The organism is Geomonas terrae (assembly GCF_004791675.1).
GTDB classification, from domain to species: Bacteria; Desulfobacterota; Desulfuromonadia; order Geobacterales; family Geobacteraceae; genus Geomonas; species Geomonas edaphica.
The window spans coordinates 142,626-163,439 of the sequence record NZ_SRSC01000001.1; the positions used below are offsets into that span (position 1 = coordinate 142,626).

Annotated in this window: 17 protein-coding genes; 10 read left to right on the forward strand and 7 right to left on the reverse strand. The window is 64.0% G+C overall.

Translation table 11 applies throughout. From position 1 onward, the window contains the following. Positions 1-10: 10 nt before the first annotated feature. Positions 11-2,023 carry an FAD-dependent oxidoreductase gene (locus E4633_RS00625; protein ID WP_135868350.1) on the reverse strand — a complete coding sequence of 671 codons (2,013 nt, stop codon included), beginning with the start codon at positions 2,021-2,023 and terminating at the stop codon, positions 11-13. A 377-nt stretch (positions 2,024-2,400) separates the two neighbouring features. Here E4633_RS00625 and E4633_RS00630 point away from each other — a divergent pair, with 377 nt between their 5' ends. Together E4633_RS00630 and coaE are read left to right on the forward strand one after the other, a co-directional pair. Continuing rightward, the gene (locus E4633_RS00630; protein ID WP_135868351.1) at positions 2,401-4,038 is read left to right on the forward strand and encodes a FapA family protein; all 1,638 of its coding nucleotides are present in this window, start codon (positions 2,401-2,403) and stop codon (positions 4,036-4,038) included. 11 nt (positions 4,039-4,049) lie between these two features. After that, positions 4,050-4,685: a dephospho-CoA kinase gene (gene coaE / locus E4633_RS00635; RefSeq protein ID WP_135868352.1), complete on the forward strand. Its 636-nt coding sequence runs from the start codon at positions 4,050-4,052 to the stop codon at positions 4,683-4,685. Between the two features lie 50 nt (positions 4,686-4,735). On the opposite strand, the gene E4633_RS00640 is transcribed toward coaE, so the two are convergent. Next, complete coding sequence (locus E4633_RS00640; RefSeq protein WP_135868353.1) at positions 4,736-5,518, reverse strand: IclR family transcriptional regulator; 783 nt, start codon at positions 5,516-5,518, stop codon at positions 4,736-4,738. A 327-nt stretch (positions 5,519-5,845) separates the two neighbouring features. On the opposite strand from E4633_RS00640, the gene E4633_RS00645 reads away from it, so the two are divergent. The 6 genes from E4633_RS00645 (at position 5,846) to E4633_RS00670 (ending at position 11,003) form a co-directional block, all read left to right on the forward strand. Beyond that, entirely contained in the window at positions 5,846-7,462 is a 1,617-nt protein-coding gene (locus tag E4633_RS00645; RefSeq protein WP_135868354.1) for a sensor histidine kinase, read from the forward strand. 181 nt (positions 7,463-7,643) lie between these two features. Next, positions 7,644-7,853, forward strand: coding sequence for a sulfur carrier protein ThiS (thiS, locus tag E4633_RS00650; protein WP_135868355.1), 210 nt, complete (start codon positions 7,644-7,646; stop codon positions 7,851-7,853). An 88-nt stretch (positions 7,854-7,941) separates the two neighbouring features. After that, on the forward strand, positions 7,942-8,724 hold the full coding sequence (locus E4633_RS00655) for a thiazole synthase (RefSeq protein ID WP_135868356.1): 783 nt from the start codon (positions 7,942-7,944) through the stop codon (positions 8,722-8,724). Beyond that, complete coding sequence (thiE, locus tag E4633_RS00660) at positions 8,721-9,377, forward strand: thiamine phosphate synthase (RefSeq protein WP_135868357.1); 657 nt, start codon at positions 8,721-8,723, stop codon at positions 9,375-9,377. Before E4633_RS00655 ends, thiE begins: the two co-directional genes overlap by 4 nt. Beyond that, positions 9,378-10,331, forward strand: a complete 954-nt coding sequence (locus E4633_RS00665; RefSeq protein ID WP_135868358.1) for a TIGR01212 family radical SAM protein — start codon at positions 9,378-9,380, stop codon at positions 10,329-10,331. It begins immediately after the preceding gene. A gap of 15 nt (positions 10,332-10,346) precedes the next feature. Continuing rightward, positions 10,347-11,003 carry a fumarylacetoacetate hydrolase family protein gene (locus E4633_RS00670; protein ID WP_135868359.1) on the forward strand — a complete coding sequence of 219 codons (657 nt, stop codon included), beginning with the start codon at positions 10,347-10,349 and terminating at the stop codon, positions 11,001-11,003. Between the two features lie 228 nt (positions 11,004-11,231). Here E4633_RS00670 and E4633_RS00675 read toward each other — a convergent pair whose 3' ends face one another. From E4633_RS00675 to glyQ, 5 genes are all read right to left on the reverse strand, one after another. Further along, positions 11,232-11,681, reverse strand: a complete 450-nt coding sequence (locus E4633_RS00675; RefSeq protein WP_135868360.1) for a YaaR family protein — start codon at positions 11,679-11,681, stop codon at positions 11,232-11,234. Positions 11,682-11,754: 73 nt separating this feature from the next. Continuing rightward, entirely contained in the window at positions 11,755-11,955 is a 201-nt protein-coding gene (locus tag E4633_RS00680) for a cold-shock protein (RefSeq protein ID WP_129127217.1), read from the reverse strand. A gap of 156 nt (positions 11,956-12,111) precedes the next feature. Beyond that, positions 12,112-14,850 (reverse strand): pyruvate, phosphate dikinase, encoded by a 2,739-nt coding sequence (ppdK, locus tag E4633_RS00685; protein ID WP_135868361.1) that lies wholly within the window; start codon positions 14,848-14,850, stop codon positions 12,112-12,114. 183 nt (positions 14,851-15,033) lie between these two features. Continuing rightward, a complete protein-coding gene (gene glyS, locus E4633_RS00690) occupies positions 15,034-17,097 on the reverse strand; it encodes a glycine--tRNA ligase subunit beta (protein ID WP_135868362.1) in 2,064 nt (687 codons plus the stop codon). Beyond that, positions 17,097-17,972 (reverse strand): glycine--tRNA ligase subunit alpha, encoded by an 876-nt coding sequence (gene glyQ, locus E4633_RS00695; protein WP_135869547.1) that lies wholly within the window; start codon positions 17,970-17,972, stop codon positions 17,097-17,099. The genes glyS and glyQ overlap by 1 nt, the downstream gene beginning before the upstream one ends. Before the next feature lie 264 nt (positions 17,973-18,236). Between glyQ and merA the strand changes: the two genes are divergently transcribed. Next, entirely contained in the window at positions 18,237-19,643 is a 1,407-nt protein-coding gene (gene merA, locus E4633_RS00700) for a mercury(II) reductase (protein ID WP_135868363.1), read from the forward strand. Between the two features lie 139 nt (positions 19,644-19,782). Beyond that, the gene (locus E4633_RS00705) at positions 19,783-20,814 is read left to right on the forward strand and encodes an HD-GYP domain-containing protein (protein ID WP_135868364.1); all 1,032 of its coding nucleotides are present in this window, start codon (positions 19,783-19,785) and stop codon (positions 20,812-20,814) included.

Genomic DNA, 20,814 nt, shown 5'->3' on the forward strand with positions numbered 1-20,814 from the left:
GGCGTGTCGCCTAGACGGCCACCATGGCGACTCGGTAGCAGCGCAGGCACCTTTCGGCCTCCCGCACCGCCTGGCTGTTGGCGTAGCCGAGTTCCACCTCGCAGTAGTTCTTGTAGCTCGCCCTCTGCGCCCCGTGCACCTCCTTCTGGTGCGCACGGGAAGCCGAATCGAGCCACTGCACGTCCTCGTTCTTGTCGTAGACGCCGAAGTAGGTAAGGATGTCCTCCATCCTCTCGTCGTCGGTGAGTTCTACCCCTTTACCTTCGAGGTAGCGCTGGATCACCTTGGCGGCGCGGTGACCGGAGCCGATGCAGGCCACGACGGTGAGCGGGCCGATCTCGGCGTCGCCCCCGGCGAAGACGCCGCCGCAGTCGGTGATGAGGGTCCTGGAAAGCATGTTCCCCATGCCGTCTTTGAGGTCCTTGCCGTCGTGCCCCTTGAGCGGAACGTATTGGGTGACGATGGTGCTCCACTTGGTGGTGTCGATCCCCGCGTCGGCCGGGATGAAGGAGAGGTCGGCATCCTGGCCGATGGCCGGGATGATGGTGTCGCACTCGATGACGAACTCGGAACCGGGCACCGGCTCGGGACGGCGGCGGCCCGAGGCGTCCGGCTCGCCGAGCGCCATCCTGATCAGCTCGACGCCGGTGACCTCGTTCTGTTCGTTGGCGATGACCTTGGTCGGGAGCACCTGGAACTCGAAACGCACCCCTTCCTCGTCCGCCCCGTCGACCTCCCAGACGTCCGCCGGCATCTCCTTACGGGAGCGGCGGTAGACGAGCACCGATTCCTCGGCTCCTTCGCGCAGCGCCACCCTGACGCAGTCGATGGCGGTGTTGCCGCCGCCGACCACGAAGACCTTCTTGCCCATCCCGGTGGGAAGGCCCAGGTAGACGTTTCTCAGGAAGTCGATACCGCCGGTCAAGAAGCCCTTGTAGCCCTTGTCCTCGCCCTCGACCCCCATCGGCTTCGAGCGGTGCGCGCCCGGCGCCAGGAAGACGGCGTCGAACTTCTGCCTCAGCTCATCGAGGGTGACATCCTTGCCTACCCGCGTGTTGTAGACGATCTCGACGCCGAGGCTTGCGATGATATCGATGTCGCGCTGCAGAAGGTGACGCGGCTGCCGGTACGGCGGGATGCCGACGGCGACCATCCCCCCACCGAGCGGGAGTGCCTCGTAGATAGTGACCGGGTACCCTTCAAGCGCGAGATAGTAGGCGGCGGCGAGACCGGCAGGGCCGGCGCCCACGACGGCGATCTTCTTGGACTTCTTCTCCGCCGGCACCATGGGGGGGAGATGGCCGTGCTGCCATTCGTAGTCGGAGGCGCTGCGTTTGAGGACCATGATGTTGATCGGCTCGTCGACGTTTTTCCTGCGGCAGGCGGTCTCGCACGGGTGCGGACAGACGCGCCCGCATACCGAAGGCAGCGGCATCGATTCGCGGATCGTGGATAGCGATTCGCCGAAGCGGTAGTCCTTCACCGCTTCGATGTAGGTCGGGATGTCGATGTGGGCCGGGCACTTGTCCATGCAGGGGGCGGTGTACTTCTCGATGTAACGGAATTCGGAGGAGAGGCTCTTCGCGCCGCGGATGTAGTTGATGAAGGCGTCGCGGAAGTGGGTGACCGCGTCGATGACCGGCACCGACGAACTCGGGCAGAGGGTGCACTTGCAATGGGCGAGCACGCTCCCGACGTCGAGGATGGTGTCGAGGTCCTCTTCGCTGCCGCGCCCCTCGAGGATGCCGGCGAGGGCGTCCATGATGACGCGGGTGCCCTTCTTACCAGGGGTGCACTTGCCGCAGACGTACTTCGTCTGCACTCGCTTCATGTACTCGGTTACCATGGCCGGAATGTCGACATCCTTGTTGTACAGGATGATCCCGTCCCACCCGATGAAAGCCGAAAGGGGGCGCTCGCCATCGTAGGTGGCAGGCAGCTTGAAGGACAGGTCCTTCTTCTCGCCACCCTTGCGGTTGTCAACTATGTTTCTGCCCCAGCTGGAAAAAACCACCTCTGCCACTTAGGCCTCCGAAATAGCTGTAAAATCTGCCGCTTTATCGGCTAAATATTTACATTTATTAAGTAAATTTTGCCGGTCACATTGTATACAGTATCCAGTTTTTACCACATCACTCAGCTCTAATCAAGCGAAAAATCATTCGGATTATCGCCGCTGTACGTCGTATACAAAGCGGTGCCCCCCCCGGAGGGTGCGCGCATGCATGGCTGCAATTAATGGTTGTTTTTATCTCCGTTCCCCCCTAACATCGCCCCGTCCGCGTCCGGCACCCCGCGCTGCCGGACGCCGCATCAAGAAGACTCAACTTTTGCCGGGCGGCGCCGATAATAATGGCAAAGCGCCCATGAATACCCACTGGGCGTCTTCGGGAGGCGTTCATGGAGAAAAACCATTTGCTCGACGGCACCGGCCTGGCCCTCCAGCTCACCCCGGACGGGCAGTCGCTCCAGGCGCAGTTCACCCCGCTCGTCCAGCGTCGCACCCTCGAGGTAGGCCAGCTGCAGGAGGCGCTCTTAGAGCTCGGCTTCGGGGAGCTCTTCGTCCCTCCCGAGGCGCTGGAACAACTGCTGCAGAAATGCGCCGTGACCCCGCTTGGCTTCACGCAGCGCATCGGCGAGAGGCGCGACGCGACGCTCGCGGTCCAGCTTTCCGACGACGCCATGACGGCGACGATGACGATACAGCCCGCCTGCGGCGGCCGCACCGTCACCCTGGAAGAGGTCGAGAAGGAACTGGCGCGGCTCGGAGTGGTCTGCGGCATCCTCTACGACGAAATCAGGGACGCCCTGGCGGCCGGCAAGGCATCCCGGCTCGTGATCGCCCAGGGAACCCCGCCCGCCCCCGGCGAAGACAGCCAGTTCATAAGCCTCATTCCGGAGATGGCCGCGCAGATACCGCAGCTCTCCGAGAACGAAACGGCGGACTACCGCAACCTGGGGGACATCGTCAGTGTTGGCCTGGGCGATCCCCTGATGCGGAGAACACGCCCCACCCAGGGGATACCCGGGGTGAACCTGCTGGGGGTGAACCTTCCCGCCACCGACGGCGTCGATATCCCCTTCGCCGAAAACCTGACCGGCATCGCCTGCGACCTTGAAGACGGCGACCTCCTCGTCGCGGCGATCTCCGGATACCCGGTCATCGTGCCGCGCGGGGTCATCGTGGACCCGGTCTTCAAGCTGAAACGCGTCGATCTCTCCACGGGAAACCTCCACTTCAAGGGGTCCCTGGAGATCTCCGGCGACGTCTGCGACGGGATGGAGGTTGCCGCCACGGAAAACATCACGGTGGGAGGGCTCGTCGAAGCGGCAAGGCTCAAGGCCGGCGGGGACATCGTGGTGCTGGGCGGGGTCATCGGGCACGGCCACGCCATTCCGGGGAGGATGGTCAGCCGGCAGGAAATGGCCCAACTCGAGGCGGGGGGAACGGTGACGGTGCAGTTCGCCGAGAATGCCGCCATCACCGCCGGCGGCGACATCACCATCGGCGAACTCGCCATGCAGAGTGATCTCACCTCCGGGGGAAGCATCCTGATCGGCGAGCGTGGGGGGCGCAAGGGACACATCATCGGCGGGCTTTGCCGCGCAGCCTCGCTCGTCCACGCCGTGGTAATCGGTTCCCACGCGGGAGTGCCCACCGTGATAGAGGTCGGCGTCGACCCGGCCCTCAACCGCAAGCTGGAAATGGTACAGGAAGCCCTGGCGGAAAAGCAGCGCCAGATGGATGAACTGACGAAGACGATAGCCTACGTCCAGGAAAATCCGGGGAGCATGGAACCGGGGCTTTTCAACCTGAAACAGCGGATCTATACGAAGTACCAAGGGGAGATAGCCGAGCTGACCGGCGAGAAAAAGCGTTTGCAGAAACGGATGGAGATCAACGCACAGGCGCGTGTGGAGGTGGAACGGGAGGCCTTCTTGGGCGCGCAGATCAGGATCGGCTCGAGCGTCACCCAGATCGAGGAGGACCTCACCTCCCCGACCTTCACCCTCGGGGAGGAAGGGATCACCTACTGAAAAGGAGCAGCATGCGTATCATAGGACTCACCGGGGGGATCGCCTCCGGCAAGACCACCGTCGCCCGTCTCTTCGAGAAGCTGGGGGTGCCGGTGATCGACGCGGACAAGCTGGCGCGGGAAGTGGTGGAACCTGGGACGCAAGGGCTAGCCCGCATCGTCGACGCCTTCGGCGCAAAAGTCCTGAACCCGGACGGCAGCCTGAACCGGGCCGAGCTGGGGGCGGTGGTGTTCGCAGACCCTGCGGCCCGCCGCATCCTGGAGGGGATCACCCACCCCGCGATAAGAAGGCTCGCCGAGGAGAAGCTGCAAAGGCTCAGGGAGACGGGAACGGGGACCGCGTTCTACGTCGCCCCGCTTCTCATCGAGGCGGGGATCACCTCCCGCGTGCACGAGGTCTGGGTGGTATACCTCGACCGTGAGACCCAGCTGGAGCGGCTAATGGCGCGGGACGGCCTTTCCCGCGAGGCGGCACTCGCACGCATCGCGTCGCAGATGCCCATGGATGAGAAGAAAAGACTCGGCAGGATCGTCATCGACAACTGCGGGAGCAGGAAAGAATTGGAGGCCCAGGTGCTCAGGCTCTGGGAGGAAGAGATAGCACATCGGGAAGCGGAGCGCTGCCAGGACTCCGTCTCCCCGAAATGAAAAAGGCCCCATGGTGACGGGGCCTTTTTTTCGTTCGGGATACGGTGCGACTACTTGTGGTAGCCGAGCTTGTGGGAGATCTCCTCGCCGGCCTTGATCACCAGCGGGATGAGCTCCTTCTCCATGCGCTCGTCGGTGAAGCGCATCGAAGGCCCGGAGATGCTGACCGCGCCGATGATACGGCGGGTGTAGTCGCGGATCGGTGCGCCCACGCACTTGACCCCGACATCCATCTCCTCGTCGTCGATGGCGTACCCCTGGTCGGCAATCACCTTCAGGTGCTTCTTGAGCTCCTCGCGGTCGGTGACCGTCTTCTGGGTGTAGCGCTTCATCTCCTTGGTCGGCAGGTAATTTTCAAGCTCCTCGTCGGCCATGTAGGCGATCTGGACCTTGCCGGCCGCGGTGCAGTAGGCCGGGAGACGGGCGCCGACGCGCGGCACGACACGGACTGTCAGGTCGGTCTCGACCACGTCGAGGTAGACGATGTGGAACTCTTTCAAGATGGCGACGTAGGTGGTCTCGTTGCACTCCTTCACCAGCGCCTCGAGCACCGGGCGGGACTGGCGCAAAAGCCCCATCTGCTTGATGAAGGTCTGCCCGAGCTCGAGCGTCTTCAGCCCCAGCCGGTAGTTCTCCGTTACCCTGTTCTGCTCTATGTAGTTCCTGGACTCAAGGGTCGCCAGGAGTCTGAAAACGTTGTTTTTGTGGAGTTTCAGCCGTTTGGAGAGCTCGGTCACCCCCAGCTCGTCCACCTCGTCGTGAAACTGCTCCAGGAGGTCGAGTGCATGCGAGACGGCCTGGATGATGTATTCTGATTTCTCTTTTTTCGCCATTGGCTGCACCTATTCTTATGTCAAAAAAATTTCAAACAATAGTAACTAGGCCATTTGACCAGCCGTGTCAAGAAAATTAATCGCTTGATAAACCCTTTTAATGTGTTTAAACTCGCCGTATCCCAAACCGCGCATCATGGATGGTATGACGCTGGGTTAAAACAAGCAGTTCCGTCATATAGGGGAAAAAGCGCCCCTCAGAGATAGTTTGTAGCCAAAATATAGAATTATGTTCTAAAGAAGTCAAGCCCCAAAAAACTAACGTCGTACTGGCATCTTGACTACCCGGCGCCCCCATGGACGCCGTCACGCCGGCGGAGGGCGAACGTGCGCCTCAACCTCATTTCCAAGCTTGCTCTCGCTTCCGGCCTCGTGCTCCTTTGCACCATCGCCCTCTTCGCCTATCTTAATCTGAGAAGTCTTAAGGGGCTCCTGCTGCAGGAGGCCATCGCCGAAGCGGATCGCGTCTCCGAAACCATCATCCGGACCACGCACAACCAGATGCTCAGGGATGACCGGCCGCTGTTCTACAAGACGATACAGGAACTGGGCGCCCAGCAGGGGGTGGAGAGGATCCGCCTCATCAACAAGACCGGCCGCATCATCTTTTCCACCGACGACGCCGAGATCGGCACCGTGCTCAGCAAGTACTCGGAGGTCTGCGGCGTTTGCCACGGCGGACCGCAGCTTTTGCTCACTGCTTCCTCCATGCACCGCAGCCGCCGCTTCTTCGCCCCTTCCGGCGAGGAGTTCCTGGGCATCACCAACGCCATCTACAACGAGGAGAGCTGCTACACGGCGAGTTGCCACTTCCACCCCGAAAAGCTCAAGGTCCTCGGGGTGCTCGACGTGGTGGTGCCCCTTGACCGGATGCACTCCCTGATCGTCGCCTACCGCGACCGCATGCTGTTCCTCACCCTGCTCCTCATCACCCTCACCTCGATCAGCCTCACCTTCTTCACCCAGAAGCTGGTGAACCGTCCGGTGCGCGAGCTCCTTAAACACACCCACATGCTCTCCAGGGGAGAGCTGGACGGCTCGGTCCCGAGCTTCGCCAACGACGAACTTGGCGAGCTCGCCGACTCCTTCAACGCGATGACGCTCAACCTGAAGAAGGCGCGTGAGGAGCTCGAGGGGTGGGGGCGCGACCTGGAGCAGATGGTGCAGCAGCGCACCCTCGAGGTGACCCGCATGCAGGCGCAGCTGATCCGCTCGGAAAAGCTCGCCTCGTTGGGGGAGCTGGTGGCGGGGATCGCGCACGAGATCAACAACCCGCTCACCGGGATCATGGTGTTCTCCTCCCTGATCCAGAGCGCGCCGACCCTCGACCCCGCACTCAAGCGCGACATCGAGACGGTCCTGCGGGAGACCAAGCGCTGCGCCGAGATCGTGAAGGGGCTCCTCGAGTTCGCCCGCTGCGCGCCGCCGCAGAAGGCCCCCTGTTCCCTGAACGAGATATCCGACGCGGCGCTCGAGCTGGTCCGGCACCAGATCCTGTTCCAGGACGTCACCATCGTACGGCAATACGCGGGGAGACTCCCCGCGCTGCACCTCGACTCGAACCAGATCGAACAGGTCCTCGTCAACATGTTCGTCAACGCGGGGCACGCCATGATGGGAGAAGGGATGCTCATCGTGGTGACCGGGCTCGACCAGAAAACGGCGACCGCCTTCGTGAAGATCACCGACAACGGCTGCGGCATCCCGGAGGCGAACCTGGACAAGATCTTCGACCCCTTCTTCAGCACCAAGTCGAGCAAGGGAACCGGGCTCGGCCTCTCCGTCTCTTACGGCATCGTCCAGGAGCATGGGGGAAGGATCGAAGTGGAGAGCCAGGAGGGGGTGGGGACAACCTTCACCGTACTGCTGCCGATGCACCCTGCGCCGAGCGCTTCCCTGCCGGCTCCCGATGACGCTGGCGCCGAATCCTCCGCCCCGGCCTAAGCCGTATACAAATCCGCTACATCCCCCGCAAAACGCCCCCTTCCGGCCGCAACTGCGCGGAAGAAAACGATTGACAGGGAGGGGCCGTATTGCTAGTTTACGGTCGGGGCATCCCCGAACCCGGCTTTTTGCCCCGACCACACCGGCAGCATCGAACCCCACGCTTAAAGACGGAGCAGCAGTGAACATCACCACCAACGGCGAAGCCGTATCGATTAACCCCCTTACCATTCAGGAGTACCTGGTATCCCTCGGCATCGACCCGCGCCGGGTTGCGGTGGAGCTGAACCTCGAGATCCTCCCGAAGGCGCAGTACGAGACCACTCAGCTGAAGGACGGGGACGCCCTGGAGATAGTCCACTTCGTAGGCGGCGGGGCCGCGCGCGCCTGATCCAGCCACACGGACTCTTTCCTCCGCGCTCAGCCTGGCGGCGAGCGACCGGAGCCGACCAACGCGACACACCGATTGGAGAACAGTGATGCCCGAATCAAACGACAAGCTCGTCATCGCAGGACGTGAATTCGACTCCCGCCTCATGGTGGGGACCGGCAAGTACGCCGACTTCCAGCAGATGGTGCGCGCCATCGAGGTCTCCGGCGCCCAGATCATCACCGTCGCGGTGAGACGCGTGAACATCACGGACCGCACCAAGGAGTCCCTCCTTGACCATATCGACCTGAAAAAATACACCCTCTTGCCGAACACCGCGGGGTGCTACACCGCCGAGGACGCCATCAGGACCTGCCGGCTCGCCCGCGAGGCCGGCCTTTCCGATTTCGTGAAACTCGAGGTGCTCGGGGACGAGAAGACCCTTTACCCGAACAACGAGGAACTTCTGAAGGCGGCCAAGGTACTCATCGCCGAAGGGTTCACCGTACTCCCCTACACGAGCGACGACCCCATCATCTGCAAGCGCCTCGAGGACATGGGTTGCGCCGCAGTCATGCCGCTGGGCGCTCCGATCGGCTCGGGGCTCGGCATCCGGAACCCTTACAACATCCAGATCATCCTGGAGACGGTGAAGGTCCCGGTTATCGTCGACGCCGGCGTCGGCACCGCCTCCGACGCGGCCATCGCCATGGAGCTTGGCTGCGACGGCGTTCTCATGAATACCGCGATCGCCGGTGCCCAGGACCCGGTCGCCATGGCGCTGGCGATGAACCTCGCCGTCCGCTCCGGGCGCCTCGCCTACAAGGCGGGACGCATCCCGAGGAAGCTCTACGCGAGCGCCTCGTCACCGCTTGCGGGTCTCATCTCGTGAGAGAGTTCCACTCCCCCTGGATCGACTTCAACCTGTACCTGATCACCGGGCGCGGGGAAACCCTCGGGCGCAACCTCGAGTTCGTCGTCGAGGAGGCGCTGCGCGGCGGCGTGCGCGCCGTGCAGTTAAGGGACAAGGGGGCCAGCAGCAAGGAACTGTACGAGACGGCGCATGAACTGAGGCGTCTCACCTCGCGCTACGGCGCGAAGCTTTTCATCAACGACCGCACCGACGTGGCCCTGGCCGTCGACGCCGACGGGGTCCACATAGGGAGCTCGAGCCTGCCGCTTTACAAGGTGCGGCGGCTTATAGGGGAGCGCCGGCTGATCGGCGTCTCCTGCCACAACCAGACCCAGGCGATCACCGCGCAGGAGATGGGGGCCGACTTCATCACCTTCGGCCCGGTCTTCTACACGCCGAGCAAGGCGGAGTACGGCGACCCGGTCGGGGTGCAAAAGCTGGCACACGTGGCCGAACTCCTGCAGATCCCGGTCTTCGCCCTCGGGGGGGTGAACCAGGAGAACTGCGCCGAGGCGGTGGCCTGCGGCGTCCACGGCATCGCCCTCATCTCCGCGATCCTGTCGGCACCCGAACCGCGCGACGCCGCGAAGAAACTGCTGGCACAGCTCCCTGCACTGGAGCACAACGACTAGATGACCACGAGCGAACTGATCCATAGCGACCTGCGCATAAACTCCTACGGCTCTTACCTTAGACGCCGCTTCTCCTGCCGCGTCAGCAAGGTGAACGTGGACGGCGGCTTCACCTGTCCCAACCGGGATGGCAGCCGCGGCACCGGCGGGTGCATCTACTGCGACAACAGCTCCTTCTCACCGAAGGAGACGGTCGCCGTGATCCCGATAGAGGAGCAGATGGCGGCGGGGATGGCGTACCACCGGGAGCGCCTTGGAAGCGAGAAGTTCATCGTCTACTTCCAGAAGTTCACCAACACCTACGCCCCGGTGGAGCGGCTGGCCGATCTCTATCGACGCGCCCTCGACCACCCGGACGTGCTCGGCATCTCGGTCGGGACGCGTCCCGACTCGCTGGCACCGGGGGCAATCGACCTTTTGACCGAGATCGCCCGCGACCGCTACGTCTGCGTGGAACTGGGGCTGCAGTCGATGGACGACGCCATCCTCGCGCGCATCAACCGGGGGCACACCCTGGCCGAGTACCTGAACGCGGTGGAGCGCCTCTCCGGCCGCGGCATGGAGATCTGCACCCACCTGATCCACGGCTTTCCGGGGGAGACCCGGGAGGGGTTCCTGAAGACGGCGCGGCTCATCGCCGGGCTCCCGGTCACCTCGGTGAAGCTGCACCAGCTCCATGCCGTCGAGAACACGCGCCTCGCGCAGATGTACCGCGACGGGAGCTGGCAGCCGATCGGGGTCGACGAGTACATCGCCGCCGCCTGCGATTTCCTGGAGGAGCTCCCGACGCGGGTCTCGGTGCAGCGCCTCTACGGGTCGGCGCCGCTTTCCATCCGGGTGGCACCGAACTGGAACCTCAAGAACAACCAGATGTGGTATGCCGTGCTGAACGAGCTGAAGCGGCGGGGGAGCTGGCAGGGATGCCGGCTGGACCGCGCGGTCCGGGCGGCCTAGGGCAACGGGAGAGTCATGAAAAGCGTACAAGTGAAGGGAAGCGCGGAGCCGGTGAGGATCGGCAAGATCCTCTGCATCGGGCGCAATTACGCGGATCACATAAAGGAGCTCGGGAACGAGACGCCGGAGCGCCCGGTCATCTTCACCAAGCCCGCCTCCAGCGTCATCGGCGAGGGTGAGGAGATCGTCATCCCCCCCTACTCCGGCGACTGCCACCACGAGGCGGAACTGGCACTCCTCATCGGGAAAAAGGGGAAGGATATCGCTTCCGCGGACGCGCTCTCGCACGTGGCGGGCTACGGCGTCGCCATCGACCTGACCCTCAGGGACGTGCAGGCCGAGCTCAAGAAGAAGGGGCTTCCCTGGGACATCGCCAAGGGGTTCGACACCGCCTGCCCCCTCTCCTCCTTCGTCCCGGCCGGCGAGGTACCCGACCCGCAGGCCCTGCGCATCACCCTCACCGTGAACGGCGAGAAGCGCCAGGACGGCGGCACCGACCTCATGATCCACCGCATCCCGGAGCTTCTTTGCTACCTCTCCTCGGTCTTCACCCTGGAGCCGGGGGACCTCGTGCTTACCGGCACGCCGGCGGGAGTCGGCCCGGTGAAAAGCGGGGACCGCGTGGTCGCCGAGATCGGCGGCGTCGGGCGGATCGAGGTATCGGTCCGCTGACAGTTATGTTCAAAGAAAAGGAGGGTCAAGAGATGACCAACGAGAAGAGCTGCCCCGACTGCCAGGGGCTCATGATCCTGATGCCCGGCTGAGGGGGCCTCTTCTGGCGGTGCCAGAAGTGCGGCAAGAGAATGCCGGCAAGCCCCGACGGCTCCAAGGGATGCGGGTGCAAATGACGAAAAGGGGGACCGGGTAACCGGTCCCCCTTTTTAATTCGGAAAGCCCCCGCTAGAGGAGGAAGTCGACGACGAGCCCCTTGATCTTCACGATCTGGGCGACGATGCGGATGTGGTCTTTCTGCTCGCGCATGACCAGGTGATAGAGGAGGTCGGCCTCCTTGTCGATCACGGTGATCACCTCGTGGCTGCGCCCGGCAACGCCGCCCCCGAGCAACTCCATCCGGTACGCCTCGGCGGAAACCTTGCGCGCCATGGTGCCAAGAAGCTCGCGAAAGGCCTTGAAGTTCGCGATGGTCGGTTCCTGCTCGAGGATGTCCCCGGCCCGGTCGATCTCCTCCTTCAGGCGCTGCAACTCGCCGGAGTAGTCGGAGCTCGCCTTGGTGACCGCGGCGAGCCGGCCGGCAAACAGGGGGGCGCCCGGGGCCGCCACCCCCTTCGCGGGGGTCCCTTTTTCCTTCTTTGCTATGGAGCGGGAGTCGGATTTTTCGTTGATACGCATGTAGCACCGTCCTCACGGACACTAAAAAGGCCCCGACGAGATCGTCGGGGCCCGATCAAGGACAAAGGCGAGCCTAGTTCCTGACCACGTTGGCGGCCTGGGGCCCTTTGGCGCCCTGGACCACGTCGAAGGTCACCGAGTCACCTTCGGCGAGGGACTTGAAGCCGTCCCCCTGGATGGACGAGAAATGCACGAACACGTCCCCCCCGTTTTCCTGCTCGATGAACCCAAAACCCTTCGCGTCGTTGAACCACTTCACTACACCTTTTGCCATTCTCTTTCTCCTGGTACTGCCTTCGTTTTTGTCGGCGGCCGTTGCCGGCCGCCCCCGTCTCGCGTCATGGACGCGTTATCGGCTATTACACGTTTACCTTCAGCATGTCAAGGTTTCCGGCACTGTTGCGACGTCCCCGCCGTGGTGCCTGCCGGACTAGGCGCCTGCCACGGGCTGTTGCTGGGCGTCACTCCCCTTTCCCGCTGCGGCACCCTTGGCGGCGGGAGCGGCCGCCTGCGCGTTCAGCGTGGCGTGGGCTGCGGCCAGGCGCGCGATGGGCACCCGGAACGGCGAGCAGGAGACGTAGTCGAGACCTACCGAGTCGCAGAAGATGACCGAGGCGGGGTCGCCGCCGTGTTCGCCGCAGATGCCAAGCTTGATGTTCGGGCGCGTCAAGCGTCCCTTCTCGCAACCCATGCGCACCAGCGCGCCTACGCCGTTTTGGTCGAGGGTGACGAACGGGTCGTCCTCGAGGATGCCGTTCTCCACGTAGAAGGGGAGGAACTTGCCGGCGTCGTCGCGGGAAAGGCCGAAGGTGGTCTGGGTCAGGTCGTTGGTACCGAAGGAGAAGAAGTCAGCCTCGGTTGCGATGCTGTCGGCGGTGATGGCGGCGCGCGGCAGCTCGATCATGGTACCTATCAGGTAGTCGACCTTGACGCCGTAGCGCTTCTGCACGTCCTCGCAGACGGCGACCGCGTTGGCGCGCATGATGGAGAGTTCCTTGGTTACCGCGACGAGCGGGATCATGATCTCGGGGACGATCTGGAAACCTTCGTCCTTCACCAGCTCGCAGGCCGCCTCCATGATCGCCTGTACCTGCATGTCGTAGATCTCGGGGAAGGTGACCCCGAGGCGGCAGCCGCGGTGGCCGAGCATCGGGTTGAACTCGTGCAGGAACTCGACCTTGTGCTTCAGGGTCTGCGCCGACACGCCCATGGTGGCGGAGAGCGCGTCGATGTCCTTGTCCTCCTGGGGAAGGAACTCGTGCAGCGGCGGGTCGAGGAGGCGGATGGTGACCGGGAGCCCCTTCATTTCGCGGAAGAGTCCCTTGAAGTCACCCTTCTGCATCGGGAGGATCTTGGCGAGCGCCTTTTTCCTACCCTCGAGGTCGGCGGAAAGGATCATCTCGCGCACCGCGGCGATGCGGTCCGCCTCGAAGAACATATGCTCGGTACGGCAAAGGCCGATACCTTCGGCGCCGAAGTCGCGCGCGGTCTTCGCGTCGTGCGGGGTGTCGGCGTTCGCGCGCACCTTCATCCTGCGGAACTTGTCCACCCAGGCCATGACCGTGGCGAAGTCGCCCCCGACCCCGGCCGCGACCATGGGAACCGAACCCTTCATCACCTCGCCGGTGGAGCCGTCCAGGGTGATCACGTCACCCTTCTTGATGACGGTGCCGTCCTTCGCTACGAACTGGCCGGCGTGGTAGTCGACCTTGATGTCGCCGCAGCCGGCGACGCAGCACTTGCCCATGCCGCGGGCGACCACCGCCGCATGCGAGGTCATGCCGCCGCGGGCGGTGAGGATACCCTGCGCCGCGTGCATGCCGTGGATGTCCTCGGGGGAGGTCTCGACGCGCACCAGGATCACCTTGTGACCGAGCTTCGCCGCGCTCTCCGCCTCGTCGGCGGTGAAGACCACCTCACCGGCGGCAGCACCCGGGGAGGCCGGGAGCCCCTTGGCGATCACCTTCTTCTCGGCTTTGGGGTCGAGGGAGGGGTGCAGGAGCTGATCGAGCTGGGAGGGGGCCACGCGCAGCACGGCGGTCTTCTCGTCGATGAGCCCCTCGGCCACCATGTCCACCGCGATCTTGATGGCGGCCTTCGCCGTCCTCTTGCCGCTTCTGCACTGCAGCATGTAGAGGATCCCCTTCTCGATGGTGAACTCGATGTCCTGCATGTCCTTGTAGTGGTGCTCCAGGATGTCGCGAATCTGCACGAGCTGCTCATAGCACTCGGGGAGCACCTCCTCCATGGAGGGGAGGTCGCCCGGCTTGTACTTGGCGCGGTTGATCGGCTGCGGGGTGCGGATGCCGGCAACGACGTCCTCGCCCTGCGCGTTCACCAGGTACTCACCGTAGAAGTAGTTCTCGCCGGTGGAGGGGTCGCGGGTGAAGGCGACGCCGGTTGCGCAGTCATCCCCCATGTTGCCGAAGACCATGGACTGCACGTTGACCGCGGTCCCCCACTCGGCCGGGATGTTGTTCAGTTTCCGGTAGGTGATGGCGCGCTGGTTCATCCAGGAGCCGAACACGGCGCCGATGGCGCCCCAGAGCTGCTCCTTCGGGTCCTCGGGGAAATCCACACCCAGGGTCGCCTTGATCTTCGCCTTGAACTCGGCGACGAGCTCCTTCCAGTCGGAGGCGGACAGTTCGGTGTCGAGGTGCGCGCCGCGCGACTCCTTCTTGCGCTCGAGGAGGTGCTCCAGCTCGTCCTTGTGCATCCCCATGACGACGTCGGAGTACATCTGCACGAAACGGCGGTAGGCGTCATAGGCGAAACGCTCGTCGCCGGACTGGGCGATGATCCCCTGCACCGTGGTGTCGTTCAACCCGAGGTTCAGGATGGTGTCCATCATCCCCGGCATGGAGGCGCGGGCGCCGGAGCGGACCGAGACGAGGAGCGGGTTCTTGGCGTCGCCGAACTTCTTGCCCATGAGCGCTTCCACACGAGCGAGGTTCGCTTCGACATCGGCGGCGAGCGGGGCCGGGTACTGCTGGTTGTTCTTGTAGTACTCGGTGCAGACCTCCGTGGTGATGGTGAAACCGGCCGGGACGGGGAGTCCGATCGCGGTCATCTCGGCCAGGTTCGCCCCCTTGCCACCCAGAAGCTCTTTCATTTTGGCGTTGCCGTCAGCCTTGCCCGCGCCGAAGAAATAAACGTACTGCGTTCCCATGTGCACCCTCCTTACAGTTTGTTAATTAATTTGGAGCTTAAAGTATACACACAATCCAAAAAAGGCAACAGCCGCCGGGAGTTCCACCCGGACGGCTGTTTACGTGAGCGTCAGATATTCGTGTTACCGCTGCGGCGCCCTTCCCGAGGTTTTTGCATCCCGGTTCCGGCTGTCGCAGTCTCATCATGCCGATAACCTCGCGAAGTCGGCGAGGCGTCCGAAGAGCCTCGCGATCGAGGTGAGAAGCGCCAGGCGGTTTTGGCGCACCCGCTCGTCCTCGGCCATGACCATCACCTTGTCGAAGAAGAGGTCGACGGCGGGCTTCAAGGTGGCGATCTCGGTGAGGGCGGAGAGGTAGTCGGCGCGCTCCACGGCGCCCTCCACCTTCCCCTTCACCGCCTGCTGCGCCTGGAAGAGACCGCCTTCGGCATCCTCCTGGAAGAGTGCCGCGTCCACCGGGGTGTCCACCCCATCCTTCACGATGTTGCAGACGCGCTTGAAGGCGACGGCGAGCGCGCCGAAGTCCGCGCGCTTTCTAAAGCCGGCAAGGGCCTCGATCTTGGCGGCCGCCTCGACCAGGTCGTCGAAGGAGACCGAGACCACCGCGTCCACCACGTCGGAGGGGTAGCGGTCCGCCATGAGGTTCACGAAACGGCCGCGGAAGAACTCCAGCACGTCGCGGTAGACGTCCTCGACCGGGCGGGTCGCCTTGGCAGCGAGGAGGTCCAGGGATGCACGGACCAGGCCGGAGAGCGGCTCGCGGTACTGCTTCTCCAGGATGATGTTGATGATCCCGAGCGCGGAACGGCGCAGCGCGTAGGGGTCGGCGGAGCCGGTCGGGATGAGACCGACGCTGAAGCAGCCGCAGATGGTGTCGACCTTGTCGGCGAGGGAAACGAAGGCGCCGATGTCGGAGGCGGGAAGCTCGCCGCCCGCCTGGGTCGGGAGGTAGTGTTCGGCGATGGCGTTGGCTACCGCCGCGTCCTCGCCATCATACAGGGCGTACTCGCGCCCCATGATCCCCTGCACCTCGGGGAACTCGCCGACCATGCCGGAGACGAGGTCCGCCTTGCAAAGCGTGGCGGCGCGGGCGGCCTTGTCGGCGACGGCGGGGTTGTGACGTCCCGCGAGCCCCCTGGCAAGTTCGCGGAAGCGCTCCATCTTCTCGTAGGAGGTGCCGAGTTTCGCCTGGTACACGACGCTTTTGAGCGACTCCACGCGGGACTCGAGTTTAACCTTGTGGTCCTCGTCGAAGAAGAAGCGGGCGTCGGAGAGACGGGCCCGAAGGACGCGCTCGTTCCCCTTGACCACCACGGAGGGATCCTCGGTGAGGGTGTTGTTGATGGTGATGAAGCCGGGCAAGAGTTTCCCCTGGTCGTCGACCAGCGAGAAGTAGCGCTGGTGTTCGCGCATCGAGGTGATGAGCACCTCGCGCGGCACGACGAGGAAGTCCGGCGAGAAGGTGCCGTGCACCGCGGAGGGGTACTCGACCAGGAAGGCGACCTGCTCGAGGAGCGCCTCGTCGGCGAGGACGTTCCCCTTCGCCTGGCGCGCCACGCGCTCGATCTCCTGGCGGATGATCGCCTTTCTCTTCTCGGGGTCCGGGATCACGAAATGGCGCTCGCACTCCTCGAGGTAGCTCGCGAGGTCGCGCACCGGGAAGGTGGTGTTGGCCATGAAGCGGTGCCCGCGCGAGGCGCTGCCGCTTTCGATGTTGCCGAAGGAGAAGGGAACGACGACGCCGTCGAAGAGCGCCACGATCCAGTGGATCGGACGGGCGAAGCGGACGTCGAAATCGGCCCAGCGCATCGACTTCTTGAACGGGATGGCGCCGATCAGGCGCGGGAGCATCTCGGGGAGGAGCTCGGCGGTGTCGCGCCCCACCTCGCTTTTCACCGCGGCGAGGTACTCACCCTTGGGTGTCATGACCACCTTCAGGTCGGCGACGTCCACACCCTGGCCGCGGGCGAAGCCCTGGGCCGCCTTGGTCGGGTTGCCGTCTGCGTCGTAGGCGGCACTTTTGGCCGGCCCCATCGCGGTCAGCTCGGCGTCGGGCTGGCGCTCGGCCATCCCCTTCACCGCGAGCACCAGGCGGCGCGGGGTACCAAGCGTCACGATCTCGCCGTACTCGATGCGGGCCGTCTCCAGCTCCCGCTTCATGAGGGCTTCCATGTCGGCCATCGCCTTGGGGACGAAGCCGGCGGGAACCTCCTCGCATCCTATCTCGAGGAACAGATCCTTTGCCATTAGCGACCTCCTTTCAGGAGCGGGAAGCCGAGCCGCTCGCGCATCTGCAGGTAACCTTCGGCGCAAAGACGCGCGACGTTCCTCACCTTGCCGATGTAGGAAGCGCGCTCGGTGACCGAGATGGCGCCGCGGGCATCCAGGAGGTTGAAGGTGTGGGAGCACTTCATGACGTAGTCGTAGGCCGGGAGCACGAGCCCCTTCTCAACCAGGCGGATGCACTCCTTCTCGTACATCTTGAACAGGGAGAGGAGCATGTCGACGTCGGCCTCTTCGAAGTTGTAGGTGGAGAACTCGACCTCGCTTTCGTGGTGGATATCGCCGTACTTGACACCCTTGACCCACTCGAGGTCGTAGACGTTGTCCACCCCCTGCAGGTACATGGCGATCCTCTCGCAGCCGTAGGTGATCTCGGAGGATACCGGTTTCAGGTCGATGCCGCCTGCCTGCTGGAAGTAGGTGAACTGGGTGATCTCCATGCCGTCCAGCCAGACCTCCCAGCCAAGGCCCCAGGCGCCCAGGGTCGGCGATTCCCAGTCGTCCTCGACGAAGCGGATGTCGTGCTTGTTCGGGTCTATGCCGAAGGCGCGCAGGGAGTCGAGGTAGAGGTCCAGGATGTTCATGGGGGAAGGCTTCATGATCACCTGGAACTGGTAGTAGTGCTGCAGGCGGTTCGGGTTCTCGCCGTAGCGCCCGTCGGTGGGACGCCTGGAGGGCTCCACGTAGGCCACCTTCCACGGCTCGGGCCCGAGCACGCGCAGGAAGGTGGCGGGGTTGAAGGTGCCCGCCCCCTTCTCGGTATCATAGGGTTGCTGGATTACGCACCCCTGCCCTGCCCAGTACCCCTGCAGGGAGAGGATCAGGTCCTGAAATGTCAACACGCCGCCTCCGATCTAATCAATATTTTCAAGTGGTGCAGCTTTTGGCAGAAAAAAGTTTACTGTATCCAAACAGTTAGGCTCGCCAGATTACAACAGCGGCAAGCGCCCTGTCAAGGGAATATCACCGGGAAAAGGGCGGAAAACCGGGCTGCGGCGAACGCGCGACGGAGGGCGGGGAAAGGGAGCCGGAAAAAAACCGGTGAATTCTTCTGTTTACCGGCCACCCCTTTACGGTAAACTCATCGGGGGGGGGATCTTCACATGAGAGACAGCGATACCATCGTCATAATCGGCTCGGGTTCCACCGCGTTCGCCGCGGCGCTCAGGGCGAAGGAGCACGGGGTCAAATCGATCATGATCGAGCAGAGCATCCTCGGGGGGACCTGCATCAACTGGGGGTGCATCCCCTCGAAGACCCTCATCCACTGCGCCCTGTTCCGGCACGAGGCGCAGCTCGGCGAGCGGTTCGGACTCGGCGTGCGCCGCGACGGCGTGGAGTACCAGATCCTCGACGGGCACAAGTTCGCCGTGGTGCAAAGGCTTCGTGAGGAGAAGTACCTCGACGTTTTGCAGCGGCTGCCGGAGCTCTCCCTGGTGAAGGGAAAGGCTGTCTTCACCGCCCCTGGCACCATCCAGGTGGGGAAGCAGGTCATCGAAAGCGACCGCATCCTCATCGCAACGGGCGGCCATCCCCGCGTCCCGCAGATCCCCGGCCTCGATAAGACCCCCTTTCTGACCAGCAAGAGCGCCCTCATGCTGAAATCGCTCCCGGAGAGCCTCACCATCGTCGGGGGGGGCGTGATCGCCCTGGAGCTCGGGCAGATGTTCCTGCGACTGGGTGTTCCGGTCACCATCCTGGAGCACGGCTCAAGGGTCCTGCCCGCCGTCGAGGCAGAGCCTGCGCTTGCCCTGCAAAAGGCCCTTGAGAACGAGGGGATGCAGGTAGTGGTCGGTGCCGCGGTCTGCTCGGTGGCAAGGGACGGAGGCGGGGTGAAGGTGGAAGCGCTCGTCGACGGGGAGCCGCGCGAGTTCCGCTCGCAGCAGCTTTTGATCGCGGTCGGCACCGCCCCCGCCACCGAGGGGATCGGCCTGGAGCAGGCAGGGGTGGAACTGGACGCGCGCGGCTTCATCAAGGTGGACCGCGAGATGCGCACCACCGCCCCCGGCGTCTGGGCCGCCGGCGACGTGACCGGCGGGATGCAGATCGCCACGGTCGGGGCCCGCGAGGGGATCGCCGCCGTCGAAAACATGCTGCAGGCCGGCTGCCACTGCGCCCTCGACTACGAAAGCCTCCCGATGGCCATCTTCACCGACCCGGAAGTCGCCATGGTCGGTCACGGCGAGGAGTCCGCGAAAAAAGCGGGCTTCGACGTCGAGTGCCAGACCATCCCCGCCTCGGCAATCCCCAAGGCCCACGTCACCGGTTCACTCGACGGCGCCGTCAAGATCGTCGCCGACCGCGCGACCGACCGCATCATAGGCGTCCACCTCTGCCTGCACCGCGGCGCCGACATCATCAACGAGGCGGCGCTCGCCATACGCTGCCGCATGACCGTGACCGAGCTCGCCGACACCCTGCACGTCTACCCCTCGATGGGGGAAGGGTTGCGCCTTTGCGCCCAGGCCTTCAAGAGGGATCTGGGCCAGCTCTCCTGCTGCGCCGAATGACCGCTTCCTGCGCTTTATTCCTACATTAGATTAAAATTGACAAGTAATTCATGAAGGCATACCATGCAGCGCGAACGACCTCCGGGTCGGAACTGCATCTGCGCGGATATGCGCATGTTATGAGCGAGGGGAAGCACCGATGGCGGCTGAAATTCTGTTCGTGGACGACAACAAATTGATCCTGCAGGCATCCGTAGATCTCTTCAAGCAGAAGGGGATCGACCTGCTCACCGCCGGCAACGCGGAGGAGGCGCTGGAGCTGTTCCGGCACCACGAGATCGCGGTGGTGGTATCGGACAACCAGATGCCCGGGATGTCGGGGCTGGATTTTCTCACCGAACTGCGCCACGTCTCGCCGGACACCGTGAAGGTGCTCATCTCCTCCTACGTCGACCTCGCCACCGCGCTCGCCGCCATCAACAACTCCGAGGTGTACCGCTACCTTTTAAAGCCCTGGAAGGAACAGGAGATCCTGGACGTGGTGCAGGAGGGGCTTAAGCGCTACCGCACCGTGCGCTCCATGCGGCGCGAGGACGAGGCGGTGCTCCGTTCCCTCGCCCAGACCATCGAGCTCAAGGACCCGAGCACCAAGGGGCACTGCGACCGGGTCGCCGTGTACGCCCTCTTGATCGCCGACGCCATGGGACTTTCCAAGGAGACCCAGCGGCAGATCAAGTACGGCAGCTGGCTGCACGACTGCGGCAAGATCGGCGTCTCCGAGGTGATCCTGAACGGCAGCGGCAGCCTGAACGCCGCCGAGTACGCCACCATGAAGATGCACACCGACTGGGGCGCCGACCTGGCGGACAAGGCGAGGCTCTCCGAGGCCGCCCGCAACATCATCCGCCACCACCACGAGAAATACGACGGCACCGGCTACCCCCTGGGGCTCGCCGGCGAGGCGATCCCGCTGGAGGCACGCATCGTCTCGGTCGCCGACGTCTACGACGCCCTCACCATGGACCGCTCCTACCGCAAGCGCTACCCCCTCGCCAAGGCGCGCGAGATGGTGGCCGCCATGAGCGGCGAGTCACTCGATCCTATGATCGTGGAGGTGTTCCTCACCGTGGTGCCGGAAGGCTCCCTCCCGACCTCCGAAGAGCTGCAGGGAGAGATCCCGCTTGTAGCCAGAAAAGGCGCCCCCTTAAGCCTCCAGAGCGCCCGCGCCTAA

Coding starts and splice junctions, on each gene's coding strand:
- E4633_RS00670 (WP_135868359.1), top strand. CDS start 10,347: ATGAAAAGCGTACAAGTGAAGGGAAGCGCGGAGCCGGTGAGGATCGGC.
- ppdK (WP_135868361.1), bottom strand. CDS start 14,850: ATGGGAACGCAGTACGTTTATTTCTTCGGCGCGGGCAAGGCTGACGGC.
- E4633_RS00665 (WP_135868358.1), top strand. CDS start 9,378: ATGACCACGAGCGAACTGATCCATAGCGACCTGCGCATAAACTCCTAC.
- coaE (WP_135868352.1), top strand. CDS start 4,050: ATGCGTATCATAGGACTCACCGGGGGGATCGCCTCCGGCAAGACCACC.
- glyS (WP_135868362.1), bottom strand. CDS start 17,097: ATGGCAAAGGATCTGTTCCTCGAGATAGGATGCGAGGAGGTTCCCGCC.
- E4633_RS00640 (WP_135868353.1), bottom strand. CDS start 5,518: ATGGCGAAAAAAGAGAAATCAGAATACATCATCCAGGCCGTCTCGCAT.
- E4633_RS00655 (WP_135868356.1), top strand. CDS start 7,942: ATGCCCGAATCAAACGACAAGCTCGTCATCGCAGGACGTGAATTCGAC.
- E4633_RS00680 (WP_129127217.1), bottom strand. CDS start 11,955: ATGGCAAAAGGTGTAGTGAAGTGGTTCAACGACGCGAAGGGTTTTGGG.
- E4633_RS00630 (WP_135868351.1), top strand. CDS start 2,401: ATGGAGAAAAACCATTTGCTCGACGGCACCGGCCTGGCCCTCCAGCTC.
- merA (WP_135868363.1), top strand. CDS start 18,237: ATGAGAGACAGCGATACCATCGTCATAATCGGCTCGGGTTCCACCGCG.
- E4633_RS00705 (WP_135868364.1), top strand. CDS start 19,783: ATGGCGGCTGAAATTCTGTTCGTGGACGACAACAAATTGATCCTGCAG.
- E4633_RS00675 (WP_135868360.1), bottom strand. CDS start 11,681: ATGCGTATCAACGAAAAATCCGACTCCCGCTCCATAGCAAAGAAGGAA.